This is a genomic window from Pseudacidovorax intermedius, from assembly GCF_001476815.1.
Taxonomy (GTDB): domain Bacteria; phylum Pseudomonadota; class Gammaproteobacteria; order Burkholderiales; family Burkholderiaceae_C; genus Xenophilus; species Xenophilus intermedius_A.
Window position 1 is genome coordinate 1 of the sequence record NZ_LDSL01000224.1, and the last position, 10928, is coordinate 10928.

Genomic DNA, 10928 nt, shown 5'->3' on the forward strand with positions numbered 1-10928 from the left:
CCCCCTCTCCCCAACCCCTCTCCCGCAAGGGGAGAGGGGCTCTGGCAGCGCGTGGCGAGGACGGCGGTTCGCTCCGGCGAGAGGCCGCCGCCGCATGGCTTTACTTCTCCAGCGACTCCTTGGTCACGCCCGGCATCTTGTCCGGGTCCAGCCCCTTGGTGCGCAGGTACTGCGCATACAGCGCCTGCGTCTGGCCAGACGCATAGAGCTTCTTGAACTGCTCGTCCAGCATGTCGCGGAAGGCCGGGTCCTGCTCTTTGCGCACGCCGGCGCTGGTGGCGATGGCGACCACCGGCTGCGGAATCTGCACGCTGCCCTTCTTGATCTTCGAGTACGCAATGGTCAGGACCGAGTGGTAGAAGCCGATGGCGTCCACCCGGCCGGCGTTGAAGGCGGCCACGGTCTCGTCGGTGTTGGTGAAGCGCTCGATCTTGGCGTTGGGCAGGCGCTTGGTGAGGTCGCGGTCGGTGGCGGTGCCCAGGGCCACGCCGACGCGCACCGTGGGCTTGTCCAGGTCGCTCCAGTTCTTGACCGTCAGGCCGTCCTTGGCCAGCACGCCCTGGGCGTACCAGAGCATGGGCGCAGCCGGGAAGTCGATGGCGCGCTTGCGCTCCTCGGTCGCGTCCAGCACGAACATGACGTCGAACTGGCCCGACTGCAGGCCGGCCACGCTGTTGGCCCAGGTGGTTTCCACCGGCACCATCTTCACGCCGATGTTCCTGGCGATCTGCTCGCCCATCAGCACGCCGACGCCGGTCCATTGACCGGTGGCGGGGTCGCGGTAGTACCACGGGTCGCCGGGCGCCACGCCGATGCGCAGCTCGCCGGATTTCTTGACCTTCTCCAGCGTCTGGGCCTGGGCGGGCACAGTGGCCACGAGGCCCAGGCCGACCAGGCCGAACAGCAGGCCGCGGCGGACGGCGGCAAAGCGGGACAGGATGTTCATTCGTCGCTCCTACGAGGTGGACAGTTGGAAAAGGGGAATCAGGCGGCCGGTGCCGTGATGTAGGCCTGGTACAGGTCGGCCAGGCGCTGCGTCAGCGGGCCGAAGCCCTCGGTGGGCAGGCGCCGGCCGTCGATGGCGGCCACCGGCGTCAGGCCGCCCAGCGTGCCGGTCACGAAGGCCTCGTCGGCGGCGTAGACCTCGGCCAGCGTGTAGTCGCCCTCGTGCACCGGAATGCCGTTCTCGCGCGCCAGCCGCAGCACGGTGGCGCGCGTGATGCCGTTGAAGCAGTAGCGGCCCGACGAGGTCCACAGCGCCCCGCCGCGCACGACGAAGAAGTTGGTGGAGTTGCAGCTGGAGACGAAGCCGTTCGTGTCCAGCATCAGCGCCTCATCGGCACCCACATGGATGGCCTGGATCAGCGCCTGGATGAAGTTGAGCCGGCTGTGCGAGTTGAGCCGCAGGTCGAACACGTCGGGCGTGCTGCAGCGGATGGTGCTGGTGTGCAGCGCCAGGCCGCGCTTCTTGGCGGCCGTGTCGACCACCTTGTGCTCGGCCACGCAGACCACGGTGGCGCTGCCGATGATGAAGCGCGGGTCCTGGTTGGGCGTCTTCTTGAGGCCGCGCGTCACCATGAGGCGCGCATGCGCGCCGTCGTGCATGCCGTTCACCTCGAAGGTGCGCAGGATCACGTCCTTGACCTGCTGCTTCGTCAGGCCGATGTCCATGGCGATGGCGTTGGCGCCTTCAAACAGGCGGTCGATGTGGGCATCGAAGGAGATCACGCGGCCGTTGACCAGGCGCACGCCTTCCCACACGCCGTCGCCGCAGACGTAGCCGGCGTCGAACACCGACACCTTGGCCTCGCTGCGCGGCACGAAGTCGCCGTTGAGGTAGACCTGCACCTGGGCGTTGCGGTCGTCGGCCCGGTAGGCCTGGGAGCTGGTGGTGGAGGCTTGGGGGGAAAGCTGCATGGGAAACCTGAAGAAAAGTGGCTTCGGCCGGCGGTGGAAGGCTCAGAAGCTGAACGCCGTGAAGCGTTCGAGGAAGCGCTGCGTCTGCGCCTTGCGGGGGTTCTTGAGCACCTCGTCGGGCGTGCCGGTCTCGTAGAAGGCGCCATCGGCCAGAAAGAGCACCTTGCTGGCGTAGTGGTAGGCAAAGCCCAGCTCGTGGGTGACCAGCAGCATGGTGCGGCCCTCCTGCGCCAAGTCGCGGATGACGGTGAGCACCTCGCCGACCAGTTCCGGATCGAGCGAGGACGTGGGCTCGTCGAAGAGCAGCACCTCGGGCTCCATGGCCAGCGCACGGGCGATGGCCACACGCTGCTGCTGCCCGCCCGAGAGATGGCCGGGATAGGCGTCGGCCTTGTGGGCCATGCCCACCTTGTCCAACTCGTGCAGCGCCTTCTCGCGCGCCGCGGCGACCGGCAGGCCGCGCACGGTGACGGGCGCCTCCATCACGTTGCCCAGCACCGTCATGTGCGGGAACAGGTTGAACTGCTGAAACACCATGCCCACCTGCCGGCGCACCTGGGCCAGCTCGGCCTGGGTGTAGCGCACGGCGCCGTCGCTCGCCGCCTTGCCGATGGGACGGCCCTGGAACTCGAGCCGCCCGGCGGTGGGCATCTCCATGAAGTTGAGGCAGCGCAGCAGGGTGCTCTTGCCCGAGCCGCTGGCGCCCAGGATGGCGACGCGGTCCCCCGGCTGCACGTCGAGGTCGATGCCGCGCAGCACGTCATGGTCGCCGAAGCGCTTGTGCAGGCCGCGGATGCGGAGGATGGGCTCGGTCATGGCGGGCGTTGGCGTGCGCAGAGAAGGCAGTGAAGGGTCCGGCAGCAGTGGCAAAGCAAAAGCGGCCGGGACCGCATTTTGTTGGATTGTCGAACAATCGACATTCAGGCTTTCCCTTGCATCATCCGTGCCAGAGCTTGTATGAAGCGGTGACCTGCGCCCCTTCGAGCACCAGGGCTTCGAGGCCGCTTCCTAGAATCGTGGGCCCACCTATCCCTTGAAGAGGTCCCGTCCCATGCGCCACTGATGCCGCCGTCACCCTGACGGCCAGTCTCCACCGGCCCCCATCCGCAGGGGGAGTTCATGGCATCTTTGGAATCACGCATGGCGAATCCCGTTCTCACGCTGGACGGCGTGTCTTTTGTTCTGCCGAACGGCAGGACGCTCTTCTCCGATCTCCAACACCACTTCGACGCGCGCCGCACCGGGCTGGTCGGGCGCAACGGCGTCGGCAAGTCGGTGCTGGCCCGCATCCTGGCCGGGCAGCTGGCGCCCAGCCGTGGCCGCTGCGTGCGCACCGGCCGCGTGCATGCGCTGGCGCAGCAGATCGCCCCGTCGGCCGACGCCACCGTCGCCGGGCACGCAGGCCTGCAAGGCCGGCTGGATGCCCTGCGCCGCATCGAGGCCGGCAGCAGCGACCCGGCCGACTTTGACGCCGTGGGCGACCGGTGGGACATCCGCCAGCGCCTGCGCAGTGCGCTGGACCGGCAGGGCCTGGCGCACGTGGACATCGATGCGCCGGCCCACACGCTGAGCGGCGGCGAGGCCATGCGCGTCGCGCTGCTCGGCGCCTGGCTGTCCGAGGCCGACTGGCTGATCCTGGATGAACCCAGCAACCACCTGGACCGCCCGCAGCGGCAGCGACTGATCGACCAGCTCCAGGACTGGCCGCATGGGCTGCTGGTCGTCAGCCACGACCGGCAACTGCTGGACACCATGGAATGCATCGTCGAGCTGTCGTCGCTGGGCCTGGCCAGCTACGGCGGCAACTACGGCTTCTATGCCGAAGCCAAGGAACGCGAGCGGAACGGCGCGCTGCAGCAGCTGGAACAGCGCAAGCTCGAACGGCAGCGCGAGGTGCAGGCCCTGCGCGAGCAAGGCGAGCGCATGGCGCGCCGGCAGGCCCGCGGCCACCGAAGCGGCAAGGACGCCAATCAGGCCCGCATTCTTCTGGGCCGCCAGAAGGCGCGCAGCGAGGAGTCCGCGGGCAAGCTGCACCAGCAGCAGGCGGCCACGCAGCAACGGCTCGACCAGCAGGTGCGCGAGGCCGCGCAGCAGGTGCAGCACGAAGCGCCCATCGCCCTGCATGCGCTGCCCGTCGTGCCGGCCAACCGGCGGCGCGTCGTCCTGGAACTGGCGCGGGTCGAACTGCCCTTCCTGACCGGCGCCACGCGCCACGTCCACCTCAGCCTGAGTGGACAGCAGCGGGTGGGCATCGTCGGGCCGAACGGCTGCGGCAAGTCCACCTTGCTGAAGGTGATGGCGGGCCGGCTCGATCCCGTGGCGGGTGTGTGCCGGCGCGCTGCGACATCCGTCTGCCTGGACCAGCGGCTCGCCAATCTGGCAGCGGCGCAGACGGTACTCGCGCAGATGCAGGCCGCCAATCCCACGGCCGCCGAGGGCGACTTGCGCATGCGGCTTGCCCAGCTGGACCTGGACGCCCGGAAGGTGACCGTGCCCAGCGCCTCACTCAGCGGCGGCGAACGCCTGAAGGCCGCCCTGGCCCTGGTGCTCTATGCCGATCCGCCCGCGCAGCTCCTTCTGCTGGACGAACCCGGCAACCACCTGGACCTGCCCTCGACCCAGGCGCTGGAAGCCATGCTGCGCTCTTATCAGGGCGCGTTGGTGGTGGTGTCGCATGACGAAGTGTTCCTGGACAAGCTGGGGCTGACGCACCGGTTGCTCGCGGAGGAAGAAGGATGGCGGCTGAGCCCCTGGTAATGGCTGGGACGACGCACCGCCTGCAAGGTGTGCCGGCACCGTCCAGCAAAGCCGGCCGCACGTGCCGCGATACAACGAAAAGGCCCGCGGCGCCTTCGGGCACCGCGGGCCTCGCCTCCCTCAGGAGGCCGACTGCAGCCTCAGTTATTTGGGCAGGTTCAGCCCGCCCGAGCCCTGAGCGCTGCCACTGCCGCTGCCGTTGACGGCCGCACCGGGGGCACGGACCGCACCGCCGACCGAGCCGGCCGCGTCGGTGGCGCCGCGCAGCGAGCCGCCCACCGTGTTGGTCAAGCCGTTGGCGGCACCACCGGCCGAGGTGGCAGCACCGGTCGCGGTATTGGCCGCACCGCCCACGGTGCCTGCCGCGCCGCGCGCCGTGTTGGCCACGCCGCCCACGGCATTGGGCGCATTGCCCACCGCACCGGTCACGCCGCCCAGGACGCCGCCGACCGCATTGCCCACGCCGCCTGCAGCGCCCGCGGCACCGCTGGTCTGGCCTTGAGCGCCAGCGCTGCCGCCGGTATGGGCGCTACCGCCGCTGCCCGCGTGGGCGCCGCCGTGCGTCGTGCCGGCATTCACGCCTGCCTTGGTGCCGGTCGAGGCGCCCGCACCGGCGCGCTGGCCCGCGGCGCTGCCCGAGGCATTCACATCTGCATTGACGCCCACGCCAACGCCGACGCCTTGCGCCTGAGCGTAGCCGCCCACGGCCAGCAGGCCGCTCAGGAGGGCGCTGGCGAGGATTCGTTGTTGTCGTTGCTTCATGGTGACTTTCCTTTCCTGAGATGGTCACTGTTGTGAACCGGCCGCCTTTCGACCGGTCTGGCGTCACCTTGGCAAAGTCGGCGGGGCGGCGTCTGTGCGGCCGTCGCCCCCATCCGCGTGAGACGAGTCCTGCAACAGCCTGCGATTTGTCGCACAGGTCACGAACGGTCACTACCATCGCCGAATGACGCCCTTCGCCCGCCGCTGCCGCCCGGCAGCCGCCCTGCTCGCCGCCGCATGCTTGGCCGCCTGTACCACGCCGGCGCCCACAGGCACCACGCCCGGAAGCGGGGCCACCCAGGCCGCCACCGCCTTGGTCCGGCCCACCCCCGGCCCGGTGATCGCGGCCTTCGACGGCAACCGCAATCGCGGCCTGGACTTCGGCGGCAGCCGCGGCGATCCGGTGGTGGCCGCCGCCGCTGGCCGCGTGGCCTACGCAGGGCCGGGACCGCGCGGCACGGGCAACCTGGTCATCCTCAAGCATTCCGACACCCTGCTCACCACCTATGCCCACAACGACCGGCTGCTGGTGCGCGTGGGCGACAGCGTGCTGCGCGGCCAGCGCATCGCGGACCTCGGCAGTTCCGAGACCGACCGGGTCAAGCTGCATTTCGAGGTGCGGCTCTCGGGCCAGGCGGTCGACCCGTCGCCCTACCTGCGCGGCGTCTCCACCGCCGTGGCCGCAGGCGATGCGGTGCCGGCTCGGCCGCCGGCGGTGCGCACCGGCTCGGGCTTCGCGGTGTCGGCCACGCAGGTGGTGACCAACGCGCACGTGGTCAATGGCTGTGCGCGCGTGGAGGTGGTCGGCCGCGCCAGTGCGCGGCTGGGGCCGGTCGATACCGCCGCCGACCTGGCCCTTGTCGACGTCGACCCCCAGGCCGACTGGCTGCCGCTGGCCGCCGAGCGGCCGCGCCTCGGCGAGACGGTGGTCGTCGTCGGCTTTCCGCTGCCCGGCCTGCTGTCTCAGGGCCACCAGGTGACCACCGGCAGCGTGACCGCGCTGGCCGGCCTGCGCGGCGATGCCCGGGTGTTCCAGATCTCGGCGCCGGTGCAGTCGGGCAACAGCGGCGGGCCGGTGCTGGATGCCAGCGGCCGCGTGGTGGGCGTGGTGGTCAGCCGCCTCAATGCGATGCGCACCGCGGCCATCACCGGCGACATTCCGCAGAACATCAACTTCGCGCTGTCGCCGCAGACGCTGCGCGGTTTTCTGGACGCGCAGCGCGTCGCCTACCGCCAGGCGCCCGGCGCGCCGGTCCCGCTGTCGGTGCCGGACGTGGCCGAGGTGGCGGTGCGATCGACGGTCATGGTGCGCTGCATACCGGCATCTGGCTGAGCACCTGCGCCACCTCCTCCTCGAAGCAATAAGGCCGGCCCTCGATGAGGACGGCGTCCGGATCGGACGGATCGGGCCGGGCGGGCGGCAGGCCGTGGTCGCGCAGGGCCTGCGCGCAGGCGGGCCAGTCGCCGTCCGGCACGGGCCGGTTGAGCGACGCCCAGGACAGCGTGCCGCGTGCGTCGTCGCCGAAGCCGTGCGGCGTGCGCCAGTCGGCCCCGCGCGCCAGCAGGAAGCGCACGAGCGCCGCGTCGCCGCGGAAGAGCGCCTGGTTGAGGGCGGTGCCGTCGATGTCGCCGCCGCGCACCTCCAGCGGCCAGCCGCATGCGACCAGGGTGCGGACCGCGGCGTCGCAGCCGGCGGCGGCCAGTTCGGGCAGCAGGCGCTGCTGCGCGGCGTCCAGCCGATCGGCCAGTGCGCAGCCATCCGCCTGCAGGGCCTGCGCGGCCTCCAGGTCGCCGCGCGCGCAGGCGGCCACGAAGGCTTCCACACGGTCGGCCTCGGTAAGCGGCATGCCGCGACCGGGCAGCGAGGGATCGCCGAGCGCCGGCGTCGGCAGCAACGCCGCCACCTCTGTCAGCCCGAAGCGCAGCGCCAGCGTGCGGGCCGGCACGCCGTCGGGCGTGCAGACATGCGCCTGTGCGCCGGCCTCCAGCAGCGCCGCGACGTGTGCCGGCGTGCAGCGGCGACGGATGGCCCACAGCAGCGGCGCGGCCCAGTCGGCGGTCGGCGGGCCGGACGGCGCCTCGTTCGGATCGGCGCCATGGGCCAGCAGCAGGCGCAGCGCGGCCGGGTCGTCCAGGTCCAGCGCCCGGTAGAGCGCGTTGGTGCCGGCGATGCGCGCGCCGGCGGCCAGCAGCAGGCCGGTGCAGGCCGGCGATTCGAGCGCGTGGTAGAGCGACTCGCCGTCGTCGGGATCGGCACCGGCCGCGAGCAGCAGCGCCGTCAGTTCCGGGTCGCGCGCCTTGCCGGCCGCGCCGCAGAGCGCCGACAGCGGCTGCGCGGCATCGGGCGCCGCCAGCGAGGCCGGCGGCCAGCGGCTGCCGGCGGACTGGTCGGGCGAGGCACCGGCCTCCAGCAGCAGCGCGGCGCAGGCGCGCAGGCCGTCGGCGAAGGCGGGCAGCTCGGCCAGCCCCGAATGGGTCACGGCCACCAGCGGCGGCAGCGCCAGCGGGCCGCCCGGGCGATGGACCCAGCCCGCGTCGCGCCGGGTGGCGGCACGCAGTACGGCCACGTCGCCCACGGCGCAGGCCAGCCAGGGGTCGCCATCAGGCGCCAGCGACGGTTCTTCGGCCAGCAGCCGTGCGGCCACGGCGGGCCGCCGCGCCTGGCTGCCGCCGGCCAGGTCGCCGTCATAGACCAGGCGCAGCCAGCGCAGCCGCTCGGCCTGCGGATCGTCCGCCTGCGCCCGCCGCGCCTCCACGAAGCGCAGCAGGTCGGCCCAGCCATCGAAGCCGTGTTCGCGCGCCAGACAGGACTGCGCGTCGTGCAGCCGCAGGCCCAGCGCCATCAGGGCGGCATCGTCCCGACCGCGGGCGGCCGGCAGGGCGGCGCGAAAGCGCTGGAGCGCCTCGGGCTCGGCCTGCCGGCAGGCCGCCAGCAAGGCCTTGGCCTGCTTCTTCAGATGGCCGACGTCGGGCCGGGAGGGAAGGGATTTCATGGACACCTCCGTGCATGGATCGCCGATGGCCCGCAAAACCGGCTGCACCCGAGGTGGGCAGATGAAGGAAGGGCGCCGCGATGGGCGCCCTGGTTGGAAGCAAGTGGGTTGAACCCTTCCCGCGGACCCGGCGGCGTCTTGCACGCCCGCGGATCATACGGGCCGGGGGCCACGCCCCACGCCCGCCACGCCCGCCGCGCAGCCCCTCAGACCGGCGGCTTGTGCATGAAGAACTGGGCGATCAGCGTGGCGCCCAGGAAGGTGCCCGCATTCGCCGCGAAGGACACCACGACGATGCGCCAGCCCAGCCGGCGGAAGGCCGGCACGTCCTTGGCGATGGACAGGCCCGCAAAGGCCAGGATGGGCGTGGCCAGGGCCAGGAAGTTGATCTTGCCCGTCATGGCGGCGATCTGCGCCGCGCCCGGAAAGCCCGGGTAGGTCAGAAGCATGCCCACCAGCGACACCCACACCACGGCCGGCAGCTTGCGCGCCGTCGCCAGGTACAGCGCATAGCCGGCCACCACCACGCCGACGATCACGCCCATCCCGCCCAGCACCATCGGGTCGACGGGCGAGGTCTTGTAGTTGATCCAGTTGCCGAAGAGCGCGAACACGCCCACCAGGCCCCACACCAGCAATTGGGTGGGCAGGCCGAGCACCGGCGTCTCGTGCGCCGCCGCGCTGGTGGCCGTGGCGTCCAGCTCGGGCTGCACGCTGGCCCGGGTGGTGCGGCCGATGAGGGGCTCGAGCACCTTGTAGGCCCAGATGGTGAAGGGCAGCGACAGGAACAGCGTGAAGTAGGTGCCGATGGTGGTGGTGATCAGGTTGCTGGCGGCGGCGAAGGCCGCGACCTCCTTGGCCACCTCGGGCGTCTGCTGCGCGGCGATGGAGCCGGCCGCCGCCGCCATCATGCCGCCGGAGCCCACGCCCGCCCCCATGGCCAGGGCCAGCGGGTCGAAGACGTTCAGGCTGGTGATGAAGCCCGCCAGCACCGCGATGAAGACGGCGCCGAACACCGTGCCCGTGAGGTACTCGGCCAGCACGCCCTGGCCCTCGGGGGACTGCATGCCGAAGCGCTCGCCGATGATGGCCAGGCTGGGCTCGCGGCCCACCGAGAAGGTGGCGCCGATGGCCTGGCGCTTGATGCCCAGCAGCAGCGCCACCGGCAGGCCGAAGACCATGGTGCCGAAGAAGTGGCCGAACTCCTGGAACAGCAGCCCCAGGCCCGAGGCCGCGATCTTGGGCAGCGAGCCGCCCACCAGCAGTCCCAGCTTGGCGATGAACAGCAGCAGCGCCGGCTGCAGGATGCCCGCCGCCACGCGCTGCAGCTCGGTACCGACGCGCACGCCGGCCGGCAGCCGCCGGCTGGCCAGGCCGATCGCCGCGCCCATCAGCAGCGCCCACAGCAAGGGCAGCAGCACGATCTTGGCGGGGCCCAGCGGCACGTTGATGTTGCCGATGAACTCGGCCACGAGGACCAGCACGAAGGCGATCAGGAAGAGCCGCGTCTTGTCGGCGGCGCTGTCGGCAGCCGGCAGGCTGGGCATCACGGTGGCGGTATGGGCCATGAAGGACTCCTGGGTTGGTAGAAGGTGCGACGCCGCGTGCGGGGCCCGGCGTCAGTTGCCCACGCCCGGCGCGTAGCCGAAGGCCGCCGCGGGGCTCGCGGCCGTCTCCACCCACACGCTCTTGACCTGCGTGTATTCATGGAGCGCCTCGACGCCGCTGGAGCGGCCATAGCCGCTGGCGTCGTAGCCGCCGAAGGGCGAGGCCACGTTGATGACCTTGTAGGTGTTGATCCAGAAGGTGCCGGCGCGCACCGCCGCGGCCATGCGGTGGGCACGGGCCACGTCCTGCGTCCATACGGCGCCGGCCAGGCCGAAGTCGCTGTCGTTGGCGATGGCGATGGCTTCCTCTTCCGTGTCGAAGGGAATGGCCACCACGACGGGCCCGAAGATCTCGGTGCGCGCCACGTCCATGTCGTTGCGCACGTTCTTGAGCACGGTGGGGCGCACGTAGTAGCCGCCCTCGCGGCGCTCGCCGTCCGAGCCCTCGGCCACCTCGGCGCCGTCGCGGATGCCGGACTGGATCATGGCCATCACGTGGCCGTACTGGCGCGCATTCTGGATCGGGCCGACCTCGGTGTCGGGCGATTGCGGGTCGCCGGTGCGCAGGCGGCGCGCGCCTTCGGCCACCATGGCGACGAAGCGGTCGTACACGCTGCGCTGCACCAGCAGCCGCGAGCCGGCCACGCAGCTCTGGCCCGCGCCTGCAAAGATGGCCGCCTGGGCGCCGATGGCGGCGCGCACCAGGTCGGCGTCCTCGAACACGATGTTGGCGGACTTGCCGCCCAGTTCCAGCACGCAGGGCACACCCCGCTGCGCCGCGGCCTGGGCGATCCTGCCGCCCGTGGCCGGCGAGCCGATGAACACCACCTTCTTGACGGCGCGCTGCGCAATGGCCGCCTGGCCGGTGGTGTGGCCGAAGCCGGCCAGCACG

Annotated in this window: 9 protein-coding genes; 2 read left to right on the forward strand and 7 right to left on the reverse strand. The window is 71.6% G+C overall.

The window, feature by feature from the left end:
• Positions 1-100: 100 nt before the first annotated feature.
• Genes NS331_RS24600 through NS331_RS24610 form a run of 3 tightly spaced genes read right to left on the reverse strand, consistent with a single transcriptional unit; the run spans position 101 to position 2733 of the window.
• Positions 101-946 carry a transporter substrate-binding domain-containing protein gene (locus tag NS331_RS24600; protein WP_058644543.1) on the reverse strand — a complete coding sequence of 282 codons (846 nt, stop codon included), beginning with the start codon at positions 944-946 and terminating at the stop codon, positions 101-103.
• Between the two features lie 38 nt (positions 947-984).
• Positions 985-1917 (reverse strand): aminotransferase class IV, encoded by a 933-nt coding sequence (locus NS331_RS24605; protein WP_058644544.1) that lies wholly within the window; start codon positions 1915-1917, stop codon positions 985-987.
• A 42-nt stretch (positions 1918-1959) separates the two neighbouring features.
• Entirely contained in the window at positions 1960-2733 is a 774-nt protein-coding gene (locus NS331_RS24610; RefSeq protein WP_058644545.1) for an amino acid ABC transporter ATP-binding protein, read from the reverse strand.
• 324 nt (positions 2734-3057) lie between these two features.
• Here NS331_RS24610 and NS331_RS24615 point away from each other — a divergent pair, with 324 nt between their 5' ends.
• Positions 3058-4674, forward strand: coding sequence for an ABC-F family ATP-binding cassette domain-containing protein (locus NS331_RS24615; RefSeq protein WP_058644546.1), 1617 nt, complete (start codon positions 3058-3060; stop codon positions 4672-4674).
• A gap of 144 nt (positions 4675-4818) precedes the next feature.
• Here the strand turns inward: NS331_RS24615 and NS331_RS24620 are convergent, their stop codons facing one another.
• Positions 4819-5436, reverse strand: coding sequence for a hypothetical protein (locus NS331_RS24620; protein WP_058644547.1), 618 nt, complete (start codon positions 5434-5436; stop codon positions 4819-4821).
• A gap of 184 nt (positions 5437-5620) precedes the next feature.
• Between NS331_RS24620 and NS331_RS26915 the strand changes: the two genes are divergently transcribed.
• Entirely contained in the window at positions 5621-6769 is a 1149-nt protein-coding gene (locus NS331_RS26915) for a peptidoglycan DD-metalloendopeptidase family protein (RefSeq protein WP_193758204.1), read from the forward strand.
• Here NS331_RS26915 and NS331_RS24630 read toward each other — a convergent pair.
• The 3 genes from NS331_RS24630 to NS331_RS24640 form a co-directional block, all read right to left on the reverse strand.
• The gene (locus tag NS331_RS24630) at positions 6738-8429 is read right to left on the reverse strand and encodes an ankyrin repeat domain-containing protein (protein ID WP_058644548.1); all 1692 of its coding nucleotides are present in this window, start codon (positions 8427-8429) and stop codon (positions 6738-6740) included. The genes NS331_RS26915 and NS331_RS24630 overlap by 32 nt on opposite strands.
• Positions 8430-8635: 206 nt before the next feature.
• Positions 8636-9997 carry a DUF3100 domain-containing protein gene (locus tag NS331_RS24635; protein WP_082702759.1) on the reverse strand — a complete coding sequence of 454 codons (1362 nt, stop codon included), beginning with the start codon at positions 9995-9997 and terminating at the stop codon, positions 8636-8638.
• Positions 9998-10048: 51 nt separating this feature from the next.
• The coding region (locus NS331_RS24640) for an aldehyde dehydrogenase family protein (protein WP_153013042.1) at positions 10049-10928 on the reverse strand (880 nt) is incomplete at its 5' end.

What these genes read in the sequence shown, in the direction of transcription:
- NS331_RS24615 (WP_058644546.1), top strand. Translation starts at nt 3,058, where the DNA reads ATGGCGAATCCCGTTCTCACGCTGGACGGCGTGTCTTTTGTTCTGCCG.
- NS331_RS24610 (WP_058644545.1), bottom strand. Translation starts at nt 2,733, where the DNA reads ATGACCGAGCCCATCCTCCGCATCCGCGGCCTGCACAAGCGCTTCGGC.
- NS331_RS24635 (WP_082702759.1), bottom strand. Translation starts at nt 9,997, where the DNA reads ATGGCCCATACCGCCACCGTGATGCCCAGCCTGCCGGCTGCCGACAGC.
- NS331_RS24630 (WP_058644548.1), bottom strand. Translation starts at nt 8,429, where the DNA reads ATGAAATCCCTTCCCTCCCGGCCCGACGTCGGCCATCTGAAGAAGCAG.
- NS331_RS24620 (WP_058644547.1), bottom strand. Translation starts at nt 5,436, where the DNA reads ATGAAGCAACGACAACAACGAATCCTCGCCAGCGCCCTCCTGAGCGGC.
- NS331_RS24605 (WP_058644544.1), bottom strand. Translation starts at nt 1,917, where the DNA reads ATGCAGCTTTCCCCCCAAGCCTCCACCACCAGCTCCCAGGCCTACCGG.
- NS331_RS24600 (WP_058644543.1), bottom strand. Translation starts at nt 946, where the DNA reads ATGAACATCCTGTCCCGCTTTGCCGCCGTCCGCCGCGGCCTGCTGTTC.
- NS331_RS26915 (WP_193758204.1), top strand. Translation starts at nt 5,621, where the DNA reads ATGACGCCCTTCGCCCGCCGCTGCCGCCCGGCAGCCGCCCTGCTCGCC.